The organism is Streptomyces djakartensis (assembly GCF_014651075.1).
In the GTDB taxonomy this organism is placed as follows: domain Bacteria; phylum Actinomycetota; class Actinomycetes; order Streptomycetales; family Streptomycetaceae; genus Streptomyces; species Streptomyces djakartensis.
Genome location: NZ_BMWE01000010.1, coordinates 275,799 through 297,143 on the forward strand (window position 1 = coordinate 275,799; position 21,345 = coordinate 297,143).

Annotated in this window: 22 protein-coding genes; 16 read left to right on the forward strand and 6 right to left on the reverse strand. The window is 70.2% G+C overall.

Annotated features, from left to right (window positions below; all coding sequences use genetic code 11):
- The first annotated feature begins 105 nt into the window (after positions 1-105).
- The 11 genes from IE212_RS19550 to pstB all read left to right on the forward strand — a co-directional run bounded on the left by IE212_RS19550 (position 106) and on the right by pstB (position 11,861).
- The gene (locus IE212_RS19550; RefSeq protein ID WP_190199158.1) at positions 106-498 is read left to right on the forward strand and encodes a GntR family transcriptional regulator; all 393 of its coding nucleotides are present in this window, start codon (positions 106-108) and stop codon (positions 496-498) included.
- Positions 495-1,382 (forward strand): ABC transporter ATP-binding protein, encoded by an 888-nt coding sequence (locus IE212_RS19555; protein WP_190199159.1) that lies wholly within the window; start codon positions 495-497, stop codon positions 1,380-1,382. Before IE212_RS19550 ends, IE212_RS19555 begins: the two co-directional genes overlap by 4 nt.
- Complete coding sequence (locus tag IE212_RS19560; RefSeq protein WP_190199160.1) at positions 1,379-2,383, forward strand: ABC-2 membrane transporter-related protein; 1,005 nt, start codon at positions 1,379-1,381, stop codon at positions 2,381-2,383. The genes IE212_RS19555 and IE212_RS19560 overlap by 4 nt, the downstream gene beginning before the upstream one ends.
- A complete protein-coding gene (locus IE212_RS19565; RefSeq protein WP_190199161.1) occupies positions 2,380-3,306 on the forward strand; it encodes an ABC-2 membrane transporter-related protein in 927 nt (308 codons plus the stop codon). Before IE212_RS19560 ends, IE212_RS19565 begins: the two co-directional genes overlap by 4 nt.
- Before the next feature lie 337 nt (positions 3,307-3,643).
- Entirely contained in the window at positions 3,644-5,875 is a 2,232-nt protein-coding gene (locus IE212_RS19570) for an RNA degradosome polyphosphate kinase (RefSeq protein WP_229864447.1), read from the forward strand.
- Positions 5,856-6,998 carry a CHAD domain-containing protein gene (locus IE212_RS19575; RefSeq protein WP_190199163.1) on the forward strand — a complete coding sequence of 381 codons (1,143 nt, stop codon included), beginning with the start codon at positions 5,856-5,858 and terminating at the stop codon, positions 6,996-6,998. The genes IE212_RS19570 and IE212_RS19575 overlap by 20 nt, the downstream gene beginning before the upstream one ends.
- Positions 6,995-7,474: an NUDIX hydrolase gene (locus IE212_RS19580; protein WP_229864449.1), complete on the forward strand. Its 480-nt coding sequence runs from the start codon at positions 6,995-6,997 to the stop codon at positions 7,472-7,474. The genes IE212_RS19575 and IE212_RS19580 overlap by 4 nt, the downstream gene beginning before the upstream one ends.
- A gap of 255 nt (positions 7,475-7,729) precedes the next feature.
- The gene (gene pstS / locus IE212_RS19585) at positions 7,730-8,851 is read left to right on the forward strand and encodes a phosphate ABC transporter substrate-binding protein PstS (RefSeq protein ID WP_190199164.1); all 1,122 of its coding nucleotides are present in this window, start codon (positions 7,730-7,732) and stop codon (positions 8,849-8,851) included.
- A 105-nt stretch (positions 8,852-8,956) separates the two neighbouring features.
- Positions 8,957-9,961, forward strand: a complete 1,005-nt coding sequence (pstC, locus tag IE212_RS19590; protein ID WP_190199165.1) for a phosphate ABC transporter permease subunit PstC — start codon at positions 8,957-8,959, stop codon at positions 9,959-9,961.
- Positions 9,958-11,013, forward strand: a complete 1,056-nt coding sequence (gene pstA, locus IE212_RS19595) for a phosphate ABC transporter permease PstA (protein WP_190199166.1) — start codon at positions 9,958-9,960, stop codon at positions 11,011-11,013. Before pstC ends, pstA begins: the two co-directional genes overlap by 4 nt.
- A 71-nt stretch (positions 11,014-11,084) precedes the next feature.
- Positions 11,085-11,861 carry a phosphate ABC transporter ATP-binding protein PstB gene (gene pstB / locus IE212_RS19600; RefSeq protein WP_184985392.1) on the forward strand — a complete coding sequence of 259 codons (777 nt, stop codon included), beginning with the start codon at positions 11,085-11,087 and terminating at the stop codon, positions 11,859-11,861.
- Between the two features lie 209 nt (positions 11,862-12,070).
- Here pstB and IE212_RS19605 read toward each other — a convergent pair whose 3' ends face one another.
- On the reverse strand, positions 12,071-13,069 hold the full coding sequence (locus tag IE212_RS19605) for an inorganic phosphate transporter (RefSeq protein WP_190199167.1): 999 nt from the start codon (positions 13,067-13,069) through the stop codon (positions 12,071-12,073).
- 7 nt (positions 13,070-13,076) lie between these two features.
- Entirely contained in the window at positions 13,077-13,697 is a 621-nt protein-coding gene (locus IE212_RS19610) for a DUF47 domain-containing protein (protein WP_142162335.1), read from the reverse strand.
- Between the two features lie 239 nt (positions 13,698-13,936).
- Between IE212_RS19610 and IE212_RS19615 the strand changes: the two genes are divergently transcribed.
- Positions 13,937-14,323, forward strand: coding sequence for a metal-sensitive transcriptional regulator (locus IE212_RS19615; RefSeq protein ID WP_190199168.1), 387 nt, complete (start codon positions 13,937-13,939; stop codon positions 14,321-14,323).
- A gap of 10 nt (positions 14,324-14,333) precedes the next feature.
- Here the strand turns inward: IE212_RS19615 and IE212_RS19620 are convergent, their stop codons facing one another.
- Positions 14,334-14,501: a hypothetical protein gene (locus IE212_RS19620; RefSeq protein WP_190199206.1), complete on the reverse strand. Its 168-nt coding sequence runs from the start codon at positions 14,499-14,501 to the stop codon at positions 14,334-14,336.
- A 91-nt stretch (positions 14,502-14,592) separates the two neighbouring features.
- Complete coding sequence (locus IE212_RS19625; protein ID WP_190199169.1) at positions 14,593-15,444, reverse strand: SCO4651 family lipoprotein; 852 nt, start codon at positions 15,442-15,444, stop codon at positions 14,593-14,595.
- 137 nt (positions 15,445-15,581) lie between these two features.
- Here IE212_RS19625 and IE212_RS19630 point away from each other — a divergent pair, with 137 nt between their 5' ends.
- Both IE212_RS19630 and IE212_RS19635 read left to right on the forward strand, forming a co-directional pair.
- Entirely contained in the window at positions 15,582-15,731 is a 150-nt protein-coding gene (locus tag IE212_RS19630) for a hypothetical protein (protein ID WP_190199170.1), read from the forward strand.
- Positions 15,732-15,847: 116 nt separating this feature from the next.
- Positions 15,848-17,404 (forward strand): FAD-binding oxidoreductase, encoded by a 1,557-nt coding sequence (locus IE212_RS19635; RefSeq protein WP_190199171.1) that lies wholly within the window; start codon positions 15,848-15,850, stop codon positions 17,402-17,404.
- A gap of 151 nt (positions 17,405-17,555) precedes the next feature.
- Here IE212_RS19635 and IE212_RS19640 read toward each other — a convergent pair whose 3' ends face one another.
- Together IE212_RS19640 and IE212_RS19645 are read right to left on the reverse strand one after the other, a co-directional pair.
- Positions 17,556-18,266: a phosphatase PAP2 family protein gene (locus tag IE212_RS19640; protein WP_190199172.1), complete on the reverse strand. Its 711-nt coding sequence runs from the start codon at positions 18,264-18,266 to the stop codon at positions 17,556-17,558.
- 221 nt (positions 18,267-18,487) lie between these two features.
- Positions 18,488-19,489: a bifunctional lytic transglycosylase/C40 family peptidase gene (locus tag IE212_RS19645; RefSeq protein WP_190199173.1), complete on the reverse strand. Its 1,002-nt coding sequence runs from the start codon at positions 19,487-19,489 to the stop codon at positions 18,488-18,490.
- Between the two features lie 431 nt (positions 19,490-19,920).
- On the opposite strand from IE212_RS19645, the gene IE212_RS19650 reads away from it, so the two are divergent.
- Together IE212_RS19650 and IE212_RS19655 are read left to right on the forward strand one after the other, a co-directional pair.
- Positions 19,921-20,421 carry a hypothetical protein gene (locus IE212_RS19650; protein ID WP_190199174.1) on the forward strand — a complete coding sequence of 167 codons (501 nt, stop codon included), beginning with the start codon at positions 19,921-19,923 and terminating at the stop codon, positions 20,419-20,421.
- A gap of 492 nt (positions 20,422-20,913) precedes the next feature.
- Entirely contained in the window at positions 20,914-21,222 is a 309-nt protein-coding gene (locus IE212_RS19655) for a DUF8827 family protein (RefSeq protein WP_003991275.1), read from the forward strand.
- The last annotated feature ends 123 nt before the right edge of the window (positions 21,223-21,345 follow it).

Below are 21,345 nucleotides of genomic sequence, written 5' to 3' on the forward strand. Positions count from 1 at the left end.
TTTCATCGGACCGCCCGGTGCGAACGGTTCACGAGAACAAGCTTGACTTTGCGACCCCTTAGCACCACCCTTTCACTACTCAATTAGTGAAAGGGTGGTGCAGCAGTGGTCGAGTACCGCATCGACCGGCGCAGCGGCGTGGCCACCTACGTCCAGATCGTCCAGCAGACCAAGCAGGCCCTGCGCCTGGGCCTCCTCGAGGAGGGCGACAAGCTGCCCACGGCCCGCGAGGTCGTCGAGGCCACCGCCATCAACCCGAACACCGTCCTCAAGGCCTACCGGGAGCTGGAGCGAGAGGGCCTGGTCGAGGCCCGGCGCGGGCTCGGCACGTTCGTCCGCAGGTCCCTGGGCACCGCCCCCGCCGACTCGCCGCTCCGCGCGGAGCTGGAGGCATGGGCGGCCCGGGCCCGCGCGGCCGGGCTGGAGCGCGACGACGTGGACGCCCTCTTCACATCCGTACTCGACGCACACTTCGCACAATCCAAGGGGGACGCATGACCGACACCGCCATAGAGGCGGCGGCACTGGGCAGGAGTTTCGGGCGACGTCGCAGGCAGGCCCTGGAAGGCTGTTCCTTCCGGCTCCCAGCGGGCCGCGTGTGCGCCCTCACCGGCCCGAACGGCGCCGGCAAGTCCACCCTCCTCGCCCTCGCGGCCGGACTGCTCCGGCCGACCGAGGGCTCGATCGCCGTGCTCGGCCGCACTCCGGCCGCGGCCCGCGAGCGCCTCGCCTACGTCGCCCAGAACAAGCCCCTCCACCCCCAGCTCACCATCGCCGGCACCCTGCGCCTAGGCCGCGACCTCAACCCCCGCCGCTGGGACGCCCGGGTCCCCGAGCGGATCATCGCGGAGGGCGACCTGGACCCGGGGGCGAGGATCCGCTCGCTCTCCGGCGGCCAGCGGACCCGCGTCGCGCTCGCCCTGGCCCTCGGCAAGCGCCCCGAACTCCTGCTCCTGGACGAACCGATGGCCGACCTGGACCCCCTCGCCCGGCACCAGCTGATGGCGACCCTGATGGCCGACGCCGCCGACCACGGCACCACGGTTGTCATGTCCTCGCATGTCGTGGCGGAGCTGGAGGGCTCCTGCGACCACCTGCTGCTGCTCGGCGGCGGACGGGTCCGGCTCGCCGGACCGCTGGACGATCTGCTCGCCGCGCACACCCTGGTCACGGGCCGGTCCGGCGACACCCTGGAGCCGCACACCGTGGTCGAGTCCCGCACCACCGGCCGCCAGCTGACCGCGCTGGTCCGGCCCGCGGGCCCGCTCGGCGAGGGACGGCGGACCGACCGTCCCTCCCTGGAGGAACTCGTCCTCGCCCATCTGCGCTCCCCCGAGGCCCCGCCGCTCGTGCTGGACACCGAGCAGGAGGCCGCCGCGTGAGCGCCGTGACCGCCGGGGCCTCCGCCGCCGTCAAGGAGTCCCGGGCACCGCACGGCCTGGTACCGGCGTTGCTCCGCGTGCACCGCTCGGCGTTCCTGTTCTGGCTGATGCTGACGGCCGTGTGCCTGGGGGCGCTGCTCTGGGCGGCCGGCCCGGGCGCCGACGCCGCCCTGGCCGAGTACCGGGCGCTGGGCTGCGACCGGCCGGGGCCGGGCCCGGACTGCCACTTCTCCGGCTCCGCCGTCGGCCGTCACCAGCTGGCCGTGGCGATCGCCTCCGGACTCGTCACCCTCCTGCCGGTGCTCACCGCCGCCTGGGCGGGCGGTGCCCTGACCGGGCGTGAGATGGAGAACGGCACGGCCGAGCTGGCCTGGACCCAGTCGGTCAGCCCGGCCCGCTGGCTGGCGGCCAAGCTCGCGGTACCGGCCGTGCTCCTCGTGGCCGGCACCTTCGCGGTCACCCTGCTGCACCGCATGCTCTGGTCATCGCCGAAGAACTCCCTGGACCGCCTCATGGGCTGGTACGAGTGGCATGACGACCGCGTCTTCGAGATCAACGGGCCGGTCGCCACCGCCCACACCCTCGCCGCCCTGGCCCTCGGCGTCCTGGCGGGCCTGCTGCTGCGCCGGGCCCTGCCCGCCCTCGGCGTGGCGGTCCTGGCGGTCGTGTCCCTCGTGTGGGTGCTCGACGAGCTGCGCCCGCGCCTGTGGCCCACGACGGCGACGGTGACGTCGGCCGGCAGCACTCCCAACCCCCCCGGCCTCGTCGTCGAGGAAGGCGCCCTCACCGCCACCGGAGCCCGCGTACCCGTCCCCGAGTGCTGGGGTGAACTCGACTGTCCCGCCGAGTCCGGCATCACCGGCTACTACGCCGTCTACCACCCGTCCTCCCACTTCTGGCCCCTCCAGCTCATGGAGTCCGGTATCGCCCTCGCCGTCGCGGCCCTGGCCGTCGTGGCCGCCTTCCGGCTGCTGCGCCGCCGGACGGGAGCCGCCGTATGAGCGCCCTGGCCTCGGCGGCCACACCCCTGACCCGGCCCGCTCCCCGCCCGGGCGGCCTGCTCCGGACGGTGGCGCGGACGCATCGCCCGGCCCTCGTCCTGTCGGCCCTGGCCCTGGCCGCCACGACGGTCGCCCTGGTCTGGCTGCACGGCCTCGGCGGCGAGGCCCGCGCCGGCGACAGCGCCTGCGCCACGCCCCCGACCGACCGTCTGCCGTCCTGCGCGGCGGTCGAGGCGATCACCGCCGACGAGACGTACGCGAACGGCCTGGCCGTGATCGCCACCGTGCTGTCCTACGCCGTGTTCCCCGTCGCCGCCTGGGCCGGCGGCGCGCTCATCGGGCGTGAACTGGAGAACGGCACCGCGCAGTTGGCGTGGACCCAGTCGGTCGGCCCGGCCCGCTGGCTGGCCGCGAAACTGGCCGTTCCCGCCGCGCTGCTCACCGCGGGCACGAGCGGGACCGTCCTGTTGAACGTCTGGGCACGCGGGGACGGCGACCCCGACCTGGCAGGCGACTGGTACTACCCGGACGTCTTCGTCTCGACCGGCCCGGTGGCCGTGGCCTACCCCCTTGCCGGCCTGGCCTTCGGCGCGCTCGCCGGCCTCGTGTGGCGCCGCGCCCTGCCGGCGGCCGGAATGGGTCTCGCCGCCTCCCTGCTCCTCCACACCCTGCTGGAACGCCACCGGGAGGAGCTGTGGCCCGCCGTCACCCGCGTCGCGGCCGGCAGCATCGAACTGCCCCGCTCGGCCTTCCAGGTCTCCTGGGACACCGCCACGCCGAACGGCGTCCACATCACCCGCGCCACGTTCCACCCGCAGTCCCACTACTGGCCCCTGCAGTACGTGGAAACCGGCCTCCTCCTGGCCGTGGCGGCCGCCGCGACGGCCACCGCCTTCGCCCTCCTGGCCCGCCGCCTGCCCTGAACCGGTCCGGGCCCTGAACCGGTCCGCGCGTCCTTCCACGGGGGGATGGACGCGCGGACCGCAACTCCCGGGCCGGTGAGGGCCGTCCACAGCCTGTGGGCAACCGTCCCGCACCTCGCGGACCCCCGCGAGCCGCCCCCCGCTATCCCACACGTCATGTCTCCTTAACCATCGATTCAGACGGGCTTGCGACGCTCGGTGAATGAATCCCGCCGCGCCAGAGCCTTCGCCGCCCCCAGAGGGGCACGGGAGGAACGGGAGCACTCATGTGGCGCCCCCGCTCCCGCTCGCGCTTTCCGACGCGCCCGTGATGCTCGCGGCGCGGAACAATGGGTCCATGAGCCAGCCGAACACCCAGGCACAGGTCCAGCACGCGCAGCCCTCCGTGGGCTCCATCGCGGCGCACCGCCCGCACACCGTGGCGGCGGCCGTCTCCGACCTGGAACCCGACATCGACGCCGACCTCGACGCGTACGAGGAGTCGCAGGTCGACGGCGTCTCCCTGCCACAGGGACGTTTCCTCGACCGGGAGCGCAGCTGGCTCGCGTTCAACGAGCGCGTGCTCGAACTCGCCGAGGACCCGAACACGCCGCTGCTGGAGCGGGCCAACTTCCTGGCGATCTTCGCCAGCAACCTGGACGAGTTCTTCATGGTCCGGGTGGCCGGTCTGAAGCGCCGCATCGCCACCGGCGTGGCCACCCGCTCCGCCTCCGGCCTGCAGCCCCGCGAGGTGCTGGAGATGATCTGGGCCCGCTCCCGTGAGCTGATGGCCCGGCACGCCGCCTGCTACCACGAGGACGTCGCCCCCGCACTCGCGGAGGAGGGCATCCACCTGGTCCGCTGGAGCGAGCTGCAGGAGAAGGAGCAGGCCCGCCTCTTCACCCTGTTCCGGCACCAGATCTTCCCCGTCCTGACCCCGCTGGCGGTCGACCCGGCGCACCCCTTCCCGTACATCTCCGGCCTGTCGCTGAACCTGGCCGTCGTCGTGCGCAACCCGGTCACGGGCCACAAGCACTTCGCCCGCGTGAAGGTGCCGCCGCTGCTGTCGAGGTTCCTGGAGAGCTCCCCGGGCCGCTACGTCCCCATCGAGGACGTCATCGCCGCCCACCTGGAAGAGCTGTTCCCGGGCATGGAGGTGCTGGAGCACCACGCCTTCCGCCTCACCCGCAACGAGGACCTGGAGGTCGAGGAGGACGACGCGGAGAACCTGCTCCAGGCCCTGGAGAAGGAGCTCATGCGGCGCCGCTTCGGGCCGCCGGTGCGTCTGGAGGTCGAGGAGTCCATCGACCGCGAGGTCCTGGACCTGCTGGTGCGCGAGCTGAAGATCAGCGAGGCCGAGGTGTACCCGCTGCCGGGCCCGCTGGACCTCACGGGCCTGTTCCGGATCGCCTCCCTGGACCGGCCGGAGCTGAAGTACCGCAAGTTCGTCGCCGGCACCCACCGCGACCTCGCCGAGGTCGAGTCGGCGTCCCCGCCGGACATCTTCGCCGCGCTGCGCGAGCGGGACGTGCTGCTGCACCACCCGTACGACTCGTTCTCCACCTCCGTGCAGGCCTTCCTGGAGCAGGCGGCCGGCGACCCGGACGTCCTCGCCATCAAGCAGACCCTGTACCGCACCTCGGGCGACTCCCCGATAGTCGACGCGCTCATCGAGGCCGCCGAGTCCGGCAAGCAGGTCCTGGTCCTGGTCGAGATCAAGGCCCGCTTCGACGAGCACGCCAACATCAAGTGGGCCCGCAAGCTGGAGGAGTCCGGCTGCCACGTGGTCTACGGCCTGGTCGGCCTGAAGACCCACTGCAAGCTGTCGCTGGTGGTCCGCCAGGAGGGCGAGACGCTCCGCCGCTACAGCCACGTCGGCACCGGCAACTACCACCCGAAGACGGCCCGCCTCTACGAGGACCTCGGCCTGCTCACGGCCGACCCGCAGGTCGGCGCGGACCTCTCGGACCTCTTCAACCGCCTCTCCGGCTACTCCCGCCGGGAGACCTACCGCCGTCTGCTGGTCGCCCCCAAGTCGCTGCGCGACGGCCTGGTCTCGCGGATCATGAAGGAGATCCAGCACCACCGCGCCGGACGGCCCGCGTACGTCCGTATCAAGGTCAACTCGATGGTCGACGAGGCCGTCATCGACGCCTGCTACCGCGCGGCCCAGGCCGGCGTGCCGGTGGACGTGTGGGTGCGCGGCATCTGCGCGGTGCGCCCGGGCGTGGCGGGCCTGTCGGAGAACATCAGGGTCCGCTCGATCCTCGGCCGTTTCCTCGAGCACTCCCGGGTGTTCGCCTTCGGCAACGGCGGCGAGCCCGAGGTGTGGATCGGCAGCGCCGACATGATGCACCGCAACCTTGACCGCCGGATAGAAGCCCTGGTCCGGGTCACCGACCCGGCCCACCGGGCAGCTCTGAACCGGCTGCTGGAGACCGGCATGTCCGACTCCACCGCCTCCTGGCACCTCGGCCCGGACGGCGACTGGACCCGGCACTCCACCGACGCGGACGGCCAGCCCCTGCGCAACATCCAGGAGATGCTCATAGACGCCCGGAGGCGCCGGCGTGGCACAGCGACACCTTGACCCGGCGGATTCCCTGGCCGGTCCCGCCCCCACCGGGGACGCCCTCGCGGGCTACCTGAGGGCCCAGGCCACCGAGTTTCTCCGAGCGCTGCGTCTGCACCGGGAGAACGGTGCGGGCGCGAGCGGCTCGGAGGGGTCCGTCGACGCGGCCCGGGCCCTGCGCCGCTCGGCCCGCCGCATCAGCTCCAGCCTGCACACCTTCCAGGCCCTCCTCGACACGGACTGGTGCGAGGCCATGCGCCCCGAACTGGCCTGGGTCTCCGGAACCCTGGCCATGGAACACGCCTACACCGCCCGCCTGGAACGCCTCCTGACAGCCCTCCACCGCCTCTCCGGAACCGGGCCGGACCCCGCCGCGGACAGTCGGACCGCCACCGCTGCGGACAGTCGGACCGCCACCGCTGCGGGCAGTCGTGCCGCTGGGGCGGCACGGGTGGGCGCAGCGGCACCCCGCGACGCCGGGCTGCGAAACCCCCCGACCTCGACACCGGAACGCAGCAACCTCACAGTGGGAGCAGCAAAAGCCGGGGCCCTCCTGGACCGCCAGCTCACACTCGCCCGCACCCGGGCCCACTCCACAGCCCTGCAAGCCATGGGCTCCAGCCGCTTCCACGCCATCGCCGACAAGGTCGCCGTCCTGGCCAGCGAGGTCCCCCTCACCAAGGGCGCCACCACCACCGACCTCCGCCCCCTGGCCGCCGCCGCCCACGACCGCCTCACCGACGCCGTGACCGCCCTCCCCCTGATCACCGCCGGCCACCCCTACAACGCCGCGGCCCTCGTCCACGGCCTGTCCCCGGACACCGTCCCGCACCCGCAGGACGCCCCGTGGCACCAGGTCCGCCTCCTGCTGCGCCTGCACCGCTACGCCCGCGAGGTCGTCCTCAACCAGCCCGACGCCCCCGCCGACCTGCGCCTGCGCTCCGCCGGCCGGGCCCTCAACCAGCACCGCGACGCCTCCGAGGCCGCCGCGGCCGCCGCCCAGGCGGCCCGCACCCCGCGTATCGCCCCGGCCACGGCGTACGCCCTGGGCGTGCTCCACGCCGACCAGCGGCACGAGGTGGAGGCGGCGCGCTTCGCGTTCCACCAGTCCTGGCAGCAGGAGGCGGTGAGCACCCGGTGAACCGCGACTCCGTGAACCCCGACTCCGTGAACGCCGACTCCCCCGACGACACCACCGTCCAGGCGGCCGGCTGCGTCCTGTGGCGCCGCTCCCCCGTCACCGGCGAGCTGGAGCTCTGCCTCGTCCACCGGCCGAAATACGACGACTGGTCCTGGCCGAAGGGCAAGCTGAAGCGCGACGAGGAGGCGCTCGCCGGCGCCCTGCGCGAGGTGGCGGAGGAGACGGGCTGCCAGGCCGTGCCGGGACCCGAGCTGCACACCCTGCGTTACGTGGCGAACGGCCGCCCCAAGCAGGTCCGCTACTGGGCCGCCGAGGCGACCGGCTGCGCGTTCTCCCCCACGGACGAGGTGGACCGGGTGCTGTGGCTCACTCCTGTCGCTGCCCGCGCCCGCCTCACCCAGCCGCACGACCGGCCCTTGGTCGACGCGCTGCTCGCCGTACTGAACCGGCCACACCCCGCCGGTAGACCGGAATAACGCCGTCCGCCGCCCGGCGGCGCGCCCCGCGCGCAAAGCGGAATGCTCACGTGCTCTCCCCGTGAGCATTCCGTGACCTAACCAAACCGACGGCAGGGGTTCACCCCCCGTTCATTTGCGCCCATCGGCCGCTTCACCTGATCTGCCTAATTTCAGCCTTAACGACGCGAGCCGCGCCTGCCGCGAGTCCCGCGTCCGTGGCAGCCAGACCTCGCACGCCGCCGATCAGGACGGCGGCTCCTGGAAGGAACTCAAGTGAAGCTTCAGCGCATGAACCGGCGGGCCCTCGCTCTCGGTGCTCTCGCCGTCTCCGGCGCCCTGGCCCTCACGGCGTGCGGCTCCGACGAAACCGGTGACCCCGGCAGCGGCTCGTCCGGCGCCGCCGCGCCCAGCAACGTCAAGTGCGACGACGCCTCGGGCCAGGTGCTCGCCGACGGCTCCTCGGCGCAGAAGAACGCCGTCGACGCGTGGGTCAAGCAGTTCTCGGCGGCCTGCAAGGTGGAGATCAACTACAAGGCCGGCGGTTCCGGTGCGGGTGTCACCGCGTTCACCCAGGGCCAGGTCCCGTGGGCCGGTTCGGACTCGGCCCTGAAGCCCGACGAGGTCGCGGCCTCGAAGAAGATCTGCTCCGGCGGTCAGGGCATCGACCTGCCGATGGTCGGCGGTCCGATCGCCGTCGGTTACAACGTCCCGGGCGTCGACAAGCTCGTCCTGGACGCCTCCACGATCGCCAAGATCTTCGACAGCAAGATCACCAAGTGGAACGACCCGGCGATCGCGAAGCTGAACCCCGACGCGAAGCTGCCCAACCTCAAGATCCAGGCGTTCCACCGCTCGGACGAGTCCGGCACCACGGACAACTTCACCAAGTACCTGATCGCCACCGCCAAGAAGGACTTCCCGTACGAGGGCGGCAAGGCCTGGCAGGCCAAGGGCGGCCAGTCCGCTCCGCAGTCCTCCGGCGTCGCCGCGCAGGTCAAGCAGACCCCGGGCGCGATCGGCTACTTCGAGCTGTCGTACGCCAAGGACGGCATCAAGACCGTCGCCGTCGACACCGGCGCCGCCCAGCCGGTCGAGGCGACCGTCGAGAACGCCACCAAGGCCATCTCGGACGCCAAGGTCGTCGGCACCGGCAAGGACCTCGCGCTGGAGCTGAACTACGGGACCAAGGCCGACGGCGCCTACCCGATGGTCCTCGTGACCTACGAGATCGTCTGCGACAAGGGCAACAAGGCCGACACCCTGCCCGCGGTCAAGGCGTTCCTGCGCTACGCGGCCTCGGAGGACGGCCAGAAGATCCTCGCCGAGAACGACTACGCGCCCATGCCCGAGGACATCATCGCCAAGGTTCGGACCACCGTCGAGAGCCTGAGCTGACCTGAGCGTGCGGCCCGGCCCCCCACCGGGGACCGGGCCGCACCGTCCGGTGCACCGCCGCCAGGAGCCGCACAGCGCGTGTGGTTCCGCAGACCGGAGAACCCGATGGACACCACACAGATAGCTGACGCACCTCCCCCCACCCCCCAGACGCCACCGGCCGAGCAGAAGCGCGCCGCCCGTGGGGCCACCCGGCCCGGAGACCGGATCTTCCTCGGTCTCTCGCGCGGGTCGGGCATCCTGCTGCTGGTGATCATGGCCGCGATCGCGGGCTTCCTCACCTACCGCGCCTTCCTCGCCATCAGCAAGGACGACGGAAACTTCCTGACCACCTTCGCGTGGAACACCGGCGCCAACCCGCCGGTCTTCGGTATCGCGGTCCTGGCCTACGGCACGATCGTCTCCTCGATCATCGCCATGATCATCGCGGTCCCGGTCGCCGTCGCCATCGCCCTGTTCCTCACGCACTACGCCCCCCGCAGGCTGAGCGGCCCCATCGCCTACGTGATCGACCTGCTCGCCGCCGTGCCGTCCATCGTGTACGGCCTCTGGGGCGCCCTCATCCTCGTTCCGCACATGAACGGCCTCTTCGGCTGGCTGAACGACTACCTGGGCTGGACCGGCATCTTCTCCTGGCAGGGCGGCGCCGCCCGCTCCATGCTCACCGTGGGCATCCTGCTCGCGATCATGATCCTGCCGATCATCACCAACGTGAGCCGCGAGGTCTTCCGCCAGGTCCCGCAGATGCACGAGGAGGCGGCCCTGGCGCTCGGCGCCACCCGCTGGGAAGTGATCCGCATGTCGGTCCTCCCCTTCGGCCGCTCCGGCGTGATCTCCGCCTCGATGCTCGGCCTCGGCCGTGCCCTCGGCGAGACGATGGCCGTCGCCACCGTGCTCTCCCCGGACTTCCTGATCCACACCAGCCTGCTCGACCCGGGCGGCGGCACCTTCGCCCAGAACATCGCCAGCAAGTTCAGCGAGGCCACCGAGTTCGGCCGTGACGCGCTGATCGCCTCCGGTCTGGTCCTGTTCGTCATCACCCTGCTGGTCAACGGCGCGGCCCGCGCGATCATCGCCCGCCGCAAGGAGTACTCGGGGGCCAACGCATGAGCACCGCAACCACCACCCCGAAGCGCCCCAGCACCCTGCGGGGCGCCCGCCTGCCCAAGTGGGCCCCGTGGGCCATCGCCGCCGGGTCCGTCGCGCTGGGACTCGGCATCAGTGCCGCGGCCGGCCTGCACAGCAGCATCCAGTGGGCGCTGATCGCCGCGCTCCTCCACGTCTTCGGTACGTACGTCATCGCGGCCCGGGTGGAGAACCGCCGGCAGGCCAAGGACCGCGTGGTCACCTCGCTGGTGTGGGTCGCGTTCCTGCTCGCCGTGGTACCGCTGGCCTCGCTGGTGTGGTCGACCGTCCAGCGCGGCGTGAAGGTCCTCGACGTCTACTTCCTGACCCACTCGATGGGCGTGGTCGCCGACTCCGAGACGGGCGGCGGCATCTACCACGCCATCCTCGGCACGCTGCAGCAGGTCGGCCTCGCCACGCTGATCGCCGCGCCGATCGGCGTACTCACCGCGATCTACCTGGTGGAGTACGGGCGCGGCAACCTCGCTCGGTCCGTCACCTTCTTCGTCGACGTCATGACGGGCATCCCGTCCATCGTCGCGGGCCTGTTCATCCTCAGCATCATGCTGATGTTCGACATGGAGCCCTTCGGCTTCGCCGGCTCGCTGGCCCTGGCGATCCTGATGATGCCGGTCGTCGTCCGGTCCACGGAGGAGATGCTCAAGCTCGTCCCGAACGAGCTGCGTGAGGCGTCCCTGGCGCTCGGCGTGCCCAAGTGGCGCACCATCCTGAAGGTGGTCCTGCCGACCTCGATCGGCGGCATCACCACCGGCATCATGCTGGCCATCGCCCGCATCGCCGGTGAGACCGCGCCCGTGCTGCTGCTGGTCTTCGGCAGCAAGTTCATTAACGCCAACCCCTTCGACGGTGCGCAGGCGTCGCTCCCGCTGTACATCTACCAGCAGTACGGATCGGGCGAGGCGACGGCGTACGACCGCGCCTGGGCGGCATCACTCACCCTGATCGCCTTCGTGATGGTCCTCAACCTGGTGGCCCGCGGCATCGCCCGCTGGAAGGCCCCGAAGACCGGTCGCTGAAGCGTCAATCTGCGGCTACCCCCGCGCGGGGCCACACAGCGACCCCCAGACTTTTTGGAAGTGAAGTAGTAATGGCCAAGCGAATCGACGTAAGCGGACTGACCGCCTACTACGGCTCCCACAAGGCGATCGAGGACATCTCGATGACCGTCGAGCCGCGCTCGGTGACGGCGTTCATCGGCCCGTCCGGCTGCGGCAAGTCGACGTTCCTGCGCACGCTGAACCGTATGCACGAGGTGACCTCGGGCGGCCGGGTCGAGGGCAAGGTCCTGCTGGACGACGAGGACCTCTACGGCTCGGGCATCGACCCGGTGTCGGTGCGCCGCGAGGTCGGCATGGTGTTCCAGCGGCCGAACCCGTTCCCCACCATGTCGATCTTCGACAACGTGGCGGCGGGCCTCCGGCTGAACGGCAACTACAAGAAGAGCGAGCTGTCCGACATCGTCGAGCGGTCGCTCAAGGGCGCGAACCTCTGGAACGAGGTGAAGGACCGCCTGAACAAGCCGGGTTCCGGCCTCTCCGGTGGTCAGCAGCAGCGGCTGTGCATCGCGCGGGCGATCGCGGTGGAGCCGAACGTCCTGCTGATGGACGAGCCCTGCTCGGCGCTCGACCCCATCTCCACCCTGGCGATCGAGGACCTGATCGGTGAGCTGAAGGAGCGCTTCACGATCGTCATCGTGACGCACAACATGCAGCAGGCGGCCCGCGTCTCCGACCGCACGGCGTTCTTCAACCTCTCGGCGGTGGGCCAGCCCGGCAAGCTCATAGAGATCGACGACACGGAGCGCATCTTCTCCAACCCGTCGGTCCAGGCCACGGAGGACTACATCTCCGGCCGCTTCGGCTGATCCGCACGCGAGACTCCTCGCGGTGCTGCATGGCGGTGCCACCGCGAGGCCGAAAAAGGGCCCGCCCCTCTCCCAGGGGCGGGCCTTTTCGCATCGCATCCAGCCTAGCTGCGGGCAGTCGTGCCGCTAAGGGCGGCACGGGTGGGCGCAGCGGCACCCCGCCACGCCGGGCTGCGCAACCCCCAGCCCTCAGCACAAACCCAGCTCAGCTACAGAAACGCCAGGTTCACGATCCAGAACGACACAGCGGCCACCGTCGCCGCCGCCGGCATCGTGATGAACCACCCCAGAATGATGTTCTTGGCGACACCCCACCGCACCGCGTTCACACGCTTGGTGGCCCCCACGCCCATGATCGCCGACGTGATGACGTGCGTCGTCGAGATCGGCGCCTTGAAGATGAACGCCGTCGTGAACATGATCGTCGCCCCCGTCGTCTCCGCGGCGAACCCCTGCGGCGGATCGAGCTCGATGATCTTCCGCCCCAGCGTCCGCATGATCCGCCAGCCACCGGCGTAGGTGCCCAGCGACAGCATCACCGCACAGGCGATCTTCACCCACACCGGAATCGGATCGCCGTAGTCCTCGACATCCGCGATGACCAGAGCCATCACCACGATGCCCATCGTCTTCTGCGCGTCCTGCAGACCGTGCCCCAGCGCCATTCCGGCCGCGGACACGGTCTGGGCTATGCGGAACCCGCGCTTTGCCTTGTGCGGGTTGGCCTTCCGGAAGATCCACATGATCGCGGTCATCACCAGATAACCGGCGATGAGACCGACGAACGGCGACACGAACATCGGGATGACGACCTTCTCCAGCACCCCGTGCCAGTAGACCGTCGTCCCACCGGCCAGCGCCGCCCCCACCATGCCGCCGAACAGGGCGTGCGAGGAGGACGAGGGCAACCCGAAGTACCAGGTGATGAGGTTCCAGACGATCGCCCCCACCAGAGCGGCGAAGAGGATCCCCATCCCCTTCGACCCCACGGGTGTCTGGATCAGCCCCTCGCTGACCGTCTTGGCGACTCCGGAGCCCATGAAAGCGCCGGCGAGGTTCATCACCGCGGCCATGGCCAGCGCGGCCTTCGGCGTCAGCGCCCGCGTCGAAACGGACGTGGCGATCGCGTTCGCCGAGTCGTGGAATCCGTTGGTGTACGTGAAGAAGAGCGCGACCCCGATGGTCACGACCAGAGCAAAGGTGTCCATGTAGGGCTCAGGACTCCTTGACGGCGATGGTCTCCACCGTGTTCGCCACGTGCTCGAACGCGTCCGCCGCTTCCTCCAGCACATCCACGATCTGCTTGAGCTTGAGGACCTCCATGGCGTCGTACTTGCCGTTGAAGAGGTGCGCCAGCAGCTTGCGGTGGATCTGGTCGGCCTGGTTCTCCAGGCGGTTGACCTCGATCCAGTACTCGGTGAGGTTCTCCATCGTCCGCAGGTGCGGCATCGCCTCGGCCGTCAGTTCCGCCGCGCGCGCCAGCACCTCGATCTGCTGGTCGACGCCCTTGGGCAGTTCCTCGACGTTGTAGAGGACGACCAGGTCGACGGCCTCCTCCATGAAGTCCATGATGTCGTCGAGGGACGAGGCGAGGGAGTAGATGTCCTCGCGGTCGAACGGCGTGATGAACGAGGAGTTCAGCTGGTGGAAGATCGCATGCGTGGCGTCGTCACCTGCGTGTTCCGCTGCCCGCATACGCTCTGCGATCTCGGCCCTGGCGGATGAGTCCGCCCCGAGCAGTTCCATCAGGAGTTTCGAGCCTGTGACGATGTTGTCCGCGGAGGCGGCGAACATGTCGTAGAAGCTCGTCTCCCTGGGGGTCAGACGAAAGCGCACGTGGGGTCCTCGGGGTGCATCGGTTTCGGTCAGGCTGATGCTAGGCGCATCATCCGGCCACGGCTATCGGGCCGCCCACCAGTGTCACCCATCCTTCACGGTGGTGAGCACGGGGGCGGTCCAGGGACTGGATCCGGCCGTCACGCAAGGCTCAGGCCAAGGGGCGTATACCCAGCAAAGTTCGGTACCATATACCCGGCAGGGGTATATGTCGGCTCACTGCCCACCAGGAGGACGCGATGACGGACGTGACCGACGTAACGAACGCCGGAGATGCCGCGGATGCCCGTACGGACACCATGACCGCCCACGACCACGGCGTACACGGGTATCACAAGCAGAAGGACGAACACCTCAAGCGCCTGCGCCGCATCGAGGGCCAGATCCGCGGCCTGCAGCGCATGGTCGACGAGGACGTCTACTGCATCGACATACTCACGCAGGTCTCCGCCTCCACCAAGGCCCTGCAGTCCTTCGCCCTGCAACTGCTGGAGGAGCACCTGCGGCACTGTGTCGCGACGGCAGCCATTGAGAGCTCCGCTCAGGGGGCCCTCAAGGGCGGTGACGAGATCGACGCGAAGGTCAAGGAGGCGACCCAGGCCATCGCCCGCATGCTGCGGACGTGAGCCGGGAGCTTCAGCGTCTGGAGGGGTCCCGCTCCTCGGCCACCTTCAGCACCTCGTCGATGCTCTCCAGGCTGAGCCGCTCCCGGGCGGCCGAGGCGGCGATGATCAGCTCTCCGCACAGCTCGATCTCGGCGAGGGCCACGTGGTCCTGAACTGCCGTACCGCCGACCGGAGCCACGTGCGTCACCTCATCTCTGCCGTTACCGACTTCCTAGGGTAGGGAGCCGCCAACGCACCGCGCATGGCACGGACGGGCTAGTTCACGCCGGTCACTCCTCGGCGATCCTGCCCGCGTAGATGTCGTCGTCGTGCGGCAGCCGTACCCGCGCCGGGGCCCCGAAATGGTAGAGCAGCGTGGTCGAGGCGACGGCGACCGGGTTCTTCTGCTGGCCGCCCACGAAACTGAACCGGTGCCGCAGCTTGCGGATGCGGCCCTGGTCGTCGAGGTAGACGTCGAAGGGCACTTCGGCCGTGGCGAACCCCCTGGCCGCCGCGTTCAGGGAGGGCTTGTTGCCGTCGGAGGCCCTCTTGGCGGCGGCTTGGAGATCGGCCGTCCCCCGATAGTGCCGCACCCCGGTGCCCGCCACCTCGGTCCTTCCGACGAACGTCGCCGACCGGGTCCCGCGCAGCACCTCGGCCGCCGCGAACGGATCGGTGGCCCCGCCGGTGACCAGGTTGCCGTCCGAAAGGGACCGCGTCTCCACCCGCACCCACTTGTCCGGCGGCACTCCGGCACCCCGGTTCTTCATGAAGAGCGCCCCGGGGGTGAGCAGTTCGGTGATGGGCCGGTGCTCGGTGGCGCCCGCGGGGTCCTGCGGCAGCAGCACCCGCAGCTTCCCCATCCGCTTGCGGTAGTCGTAGACCCCCGCGCCGCGGATGGTCACCCGGGTCCCGCCGGTGGCCATCTCCATCGACGTCCGGGCCTTCGAACTCCCCGCCTCCACCAGCCGGTCGGCTGCCTGGCGCAGCACGGCGACGGCGTCCCCACGACCGGAATCCCCGGCGACGGCGTCGCCCCCGGCACACCCGCCGGCTCCCAGCCCCACCACCGCCATGACCCCGGCTGCGACGACCGCCGCACCGGTCCGCCCGCGCCGCCGTTCCCGCTGCCGCCCAGTCATCGCCTGCCTACCCCCCAGCCGGTACGTCCGTCACGGGCCCCCTTGTTGCCCGGTTAACGACCGGTATCTGCGCCCGTCACGCGAGCCCGCGAGAGCCGGAGCCGAAGCCTTCACCCGCGCTGGGTAACGTTGTCGGCGTGGCGCAGCACGACGGGCCGGAACACCGCACGACGACAGCGGAGAAGGGGCGCTTCTGCATGGCCCTGTGCACCTGCGGCTGGCGCGGCCCGGCGAGACGGGCGAGAAGCCAGGCCCGCACGGACGCGGAGAAGCACCGGGCGGGCTGACCACCGGTCCGTCACCCCGCGCCGCTCGTCAGGCCGCCCCATGGAACCCCCGCCCGCCCCGTGGAACCCTTGCCCGCACCATCCCGTCTCCCAGGACGGAACCACCGGGAGGCCCCATGGAACGGCGTACATTCCTCACCGCGGGCACGGCGGGCATCGCCGCGGCCGCGACCCCCTTCACCACCGCCTGCACGCAGTCGGACACCCGCTCGGGGACCTCTCCCACCACCAGAACAGCCGCCACGGTCGCGCACACGAAGGCCTCCGCCGCCAACTGGTCCGCCCTGGCCCGCGACCTCGACGGCCCCCTGGTCCGCCCGGGCGACGCCGCCTGGCAGACAGCCCGCCAGCTGTACAACACCCGCTTCGACGGCCTCAAGCCCGCGGCGGTCGCCTACGTGTCACATTCGGACGACATCCGCACGGCCCTGGCCTACGCCCGCGCCCACGCCCTGCGCGTGGCCATCCGCAACGGCGGCCACTCCTACGCCGGCTGGTCCTCCGGCGACGGCCGTCTGATCATCGACGTCTCGAAGCTCAACCGCGTCCGGGCCACCGGCAGCACCGCGGTGATCGGCGCCGGCTCCAAACTCATCGACGTCTACCGCGCCCTCGCGGCCAAGGGCGTCACCATCCCCGCCGGTTCCTGCCCCACCGTCGGCGTCTCCGGCCTCACCCTCGGCGGCGGACACGGCGTGGTCTCCCGCGCCTACGGCCTGACCTGCGACAGTCTCACCCAGGCCACCCTGATCACCGCGGACGGCAAGCAGCTCACCGCCGACGCCCGCGAGAACAAGGACCTCTTCTGGGCCCTGCGCGGCGCCGGCAACGGCAACTTCGGTGTGGTGACGGAACTGCGCTTCAAGACCCACCCGGCCCCCCAGGGCGTCTCGGCGTACCTGTCCTGGCCCTGGTCGAAGGCGACCGCGGTGCTGAAGGCCTGGCAGGAGTGGGGACCGGCACAGCCCGACGAGATCTGGTCGTCCCTCCACCTCGCGAGCGCTCCCGGCACCAACCCGACCGTCTCCGTCGCGGCCTTCTCGCTCGGCACCTACGGCGAACTCCAGAACGCGGTCGACCGCCTCGCCGACCGCGTCGGCGCCCCGGCGAGCAGCGTCTCCCTGAAGCGCCGCTCGTACGAGGAGTCGATGGAGGTGTACGCCGGCTGCTCGTCGTTCCCGACGGACGCCCAGTGCCACCTGCCCGGCTCGACCCCGGGCCGTTCCCCGAAGGGCGCGCTGGGCCGCGAGACGTACGCCGCGGCGTCGGACTTCTACGACCGCTCCCTCTCCGCGGCCGGCATCCGCACCCTGCTGTCACAGATCAAGTCGGTACGCGGCGGCACGGGCAGCATCGCGCTCACCGCCCTGGGCGGAGCGGTCAACCGCGTCGCCCCGACCGCCACGGCGTTCGTGCACCGCCGTTCCCGCATGCTGGCCCAGTACATCGCCGCCTGGCGCCCGGGCACGACGGGCTCCACCGCCCGCGACTGGCTGGCCTCGACCCACAAGTCCATGCGCCCCTACGCCTCGGGCGCGGCCTACCAGAACTACACGGACCCCACCCTGACCGACTGGCGCAAGGCGTACTACGGCGACGCCGCCACCCGCCTGACCAAACTGAAGCACCAGTACGACCCGAACCGCTTCTTCACCTACCCACAGGCCCTGTAGAGACCGCCGCCGCTGCGGGCAGTCGTGCCGCTGGGGCGATGGGGGTCCCCCTGCTCGAGCGAAGCCGAGAGCTTGGGGGAGGGTGGGCGCAGCGGCACCTCGCACCGCCGAGCTGCGCACCCACCCCCCAGCACCAACAACCCAGCACCAGCTAAGCGGCAAGGTCCCTCTCAGACGCCTCCGGCGCCCGCTCACTCCGAGCTCCAGGAATCACCGCGTCTCCCTCTCCTCCACGCCGCCCTCCGGCCCGAACGACCCACCCCACCCGAGGCGACCGCTCCACCGCCCGCACAACCGGCGTCAGCAGAGCCATGGCCACCGGCGACAGCAGCAGCGCCACAGCCGTACCGAGCGCGAACCCACCCACGACATCCGTCGGATAGTGCACACCCATGTACACCCGGATGAACCCGCCGAACACCGCAAGGACCAGCGCGACCAACCCGAACTTCCGGTTGGCCACGAACAGCCCGACCGCCATCGCCATGACGAGCGTCGCGTGGTCGCTCACGAACGAGTAGTCGGTCTTGCCACTGACGAGCACTTCGAGCCCCTGGTGGTCCAGGAACGGCCGGGGCCGCTCCACGAACCCCCGTATCGGCACGTTGACCAGCACGGCGATGCCCGCCGCGAGCGGCGCCCAGACCAGCGCCGCGACGGACGACGCCGCGTCCTCGTCCCCACGGCGCCGCACGGTCCACCAGCACCACAGCACGAGCAGGACGATGGCGAGCAACAGCCCGTACTCGCCCACGAACTCCATGACCCGGTCGAACCACGGCGGCGCGTCCTTGGCCAGGCCATTGATGTCGTACAGCAGGTCGACGTCGGGGTTCGACCCGGATTCGGCGAGTCCAGCCATGGTGCTGCGGCCCCTTCGTCGTCTCTCATGGCGCACCGGTGTGTGCGCCGCTTCTGCCACCCCCGTGGCTGTAGACCCGCTTCCGTACTGACGTCCGCTCGGCTACGTCACCAGGAACGCACGGTCCCCGCTGATGCGTTCCACACTCCACCGAATGATCACGTAGACGTTATCGAAGAGAGATACGTCTTCGCAGCTCAGCGGGTAGGCACACGCTCGGCTCACACCGTCGTGGGGAGCGCTTTCGCGCCATCTTCGGTGACCCGGGTGGCCCCGAAGTAGTCGGGGGTGTCGATCGGGTCGAACCGGATCACGGCGCCTGTTCGCGGCGCGTCGATCATGTACCCACCACCGACATAAATGCCGACATGCCGGATGGCCCGGGAATTGGTGAGGTCGTCCGAGAAGAACACGAGGTCTCCCGGCAGCAGTTCGCCCCTCGAGGGATGCGGCCCGGCGTTGTACTGGTCGTTGGCCACACGCGGCAGCTTGATGCCCACGCTCGCGTACGCCGCCTGGGTCAGCCCCGAGCAGTCGAACCGTCCGCCCTGCTCAGCGGTGCCGGTACCGCCCCAGAGGTAGGGCGTGCCGAGCTTCGACTGCGCGTACTCGATGGCGCCGGCGGCCTGCTGGGAGGGATCGACCCGCCCCACGGGCGCCGCGAAACTCTCCGAGAGGGTGGTGATCCTCTTCACGTAGTTCCGCGTCTCGCTGTACGGCGGCACGCCGCTGTACTTGATCACCGCGTACGCCCCCGCGTTGTACGCGGCCAGCATGTTCTCCGTCTGATTTCCGCCAACGTGCTTCACGTACGAGGCGAGCTCACAGTCGTACGAGGCGGCGGAGGGGATCGCGTCCTTCGGATCCCACACGTCCCGGTCCCCGTCCCCGTCCCCGTCGATGCCGTGCGAGGCCCACGTGCCGGGGATGAACTGCGCTATCCCCTGCGCCGCGGCATGGCTCTGGGCCCTCGGATTGAATCCGCTCTCCTGGTACAGCTGGGCGGCGAGCAGGGCCGGGCTGATGGCGGGACACAGGTTGCCCCACTTCTGCACGAGGGCCGCGTACGCGGCGGGCACCGACCCCTTGGCCAGCGCTTTCGCTCCGCCGCCCATGCCGTTGACCAGGTTCCCGGCGACGAGGTAGACCCCCACGACGAGCAGCATCACGAAGGCCAGCGCGGAGCTGATCGCAACACTCGCCACGATCCAGGCCTTACGCACCGTCAACCGCCCCTCGCCGCCCCGGAGTCCAACGCTTCGTCAGTGTAGAGGCGGCGCCCGGCCTCAGGAATGATCACGAAGAGGAGAGTCGGGGCAGACGGAGAACGGCCGAAACGCACGGCGCGCCCCCTCGACGCCCCACCGCGAGACCCTCGGTAGCCGATGCCTGAGGCCTTATCAACGAACGACGCGCCAGCGGCGGAGTGAAAGTCCGTCAGGCCACTCCCGCCCGGCCCAGTGCGTCCGCCGAATTCCCTTGACTCACAAGCCATTTGACTCGACATCACAGCACGCCACTCAGGACTGCGGCCACCCGATCGGCTCCCGCCCGTCACCCCCCGACATTTCTGAGGTTGCGACAGAAATCGGCACAAGTATGTTCATTCATGGTCGGCTGCTCGGCTGACATCCCTCAGAGATGGAGAAAAGGAATGGCTGAGAGAAGGAGAAGTGGAACGCGGAAGCGTGTCGCCGTCGCGATCGTGGCATCGGTGGGCATCGCGGCCCTGGCCGCAACCGGCGTGACCTACGCCTCGGCTTCCAGTTCCGTCCCGCAGTCCACCCCGGCCATGCAGGATGCTGCGGCTTCTGCCCCCTTCGGCGGTGACGGCCAGACGCACTTCGACCACAACGACAACGGTCACGACAACGACAACGGCCAGGTCCACGTGAACGAGCGGACCTACTCGGCCGACCCTGGTCGGTGCACCGCCGTGATCAGCAGCCCCGCCACCACCTTCAACGTCCGGAACGAGAGCAACCGGACCATCGAGTTCTTCAACGGGATCACCTGCGACAACGGCGCCGCCGTATCGACCGTCGGGCCCCACAGCTCCAGCAACGCGATCCCCGGCACCATCGTCCTCGACGGGACCACGGTGCCGTTCGCGCTCGTAGGAAGCTTCCGAGTGCTCGAGAAGCACCGCTACTGAGCCCCCCGCAGGCGACCGGGCCACACGCCCCGCTGCCCGCCTACTCGGCTCCCGGCCCGCCGCAATCGGGCCGGGAGCCAAGGGGATATCCCGCTGCGGGGATACCCGGCTCAGCGGGCCGGTTCCCCATCCCAGGTAGCCTTCACCCGGGAACACCGGCGCGGCCCCTCACCCGACCGGCCGCCGGAAAACGCCCGAAAAGGTGAGAAAAGCCACAGAGGGCACAACGACGGAACCACACACCAGGTTCCGCTCAGGCCTCATTGCCCGGCGTGACCTGCCGTGATACACAGAGTTACCATACGATCCTTCGCGCACCGTCCGTCGCCTCCCTTAGGGGCCGGAGCGGAACGGTGGCAAGGTATTCGTACGAAACCCGCCAATCAATGACGCCAAGTCGACATCCGACAGCGTCATCGTCGGCGAGAATGAGGCCTGACCTCTGCACCACCGCAGAGGGTGCGGAACTACCCAACAGGGGCGGTGACTTACATGCTCTTTGCGGCCGACAAGGGAGACATCAACACCATCATCGGCGGGATCGCTCCGGACTGGGGCCCCTTCGGCAGCCTGGGCAACGAGGCCAAGGTGATGATCGAGGTCGTGATGGCGGTGGCCATCCTGCTCTGCCTCGGCATCGCCATCTGGGGCGCTGCCAAGCAGCGCATCGGCGCGACCGCCCTGCGCGACACCTTCAGCGCGGAACAGGGCAAAGGCCTCATCATCGCCGGCCTCACAGGAGTCTTCATCATCGGCTCCCTCGGCACGCTCTTCACCATCGTGTACGGCATGGCCGTGTAGGCCGGGCGCCGTCCGCACCGGCCGGGCGCGCCCGGCTCCTCCCCCTTGTCCCACCCGCCCGTCGTGCCCACCGGCTGAGGTTGCGTTTCCCTGATGTCGAGTCACCACACCGCGCCCGCGCGG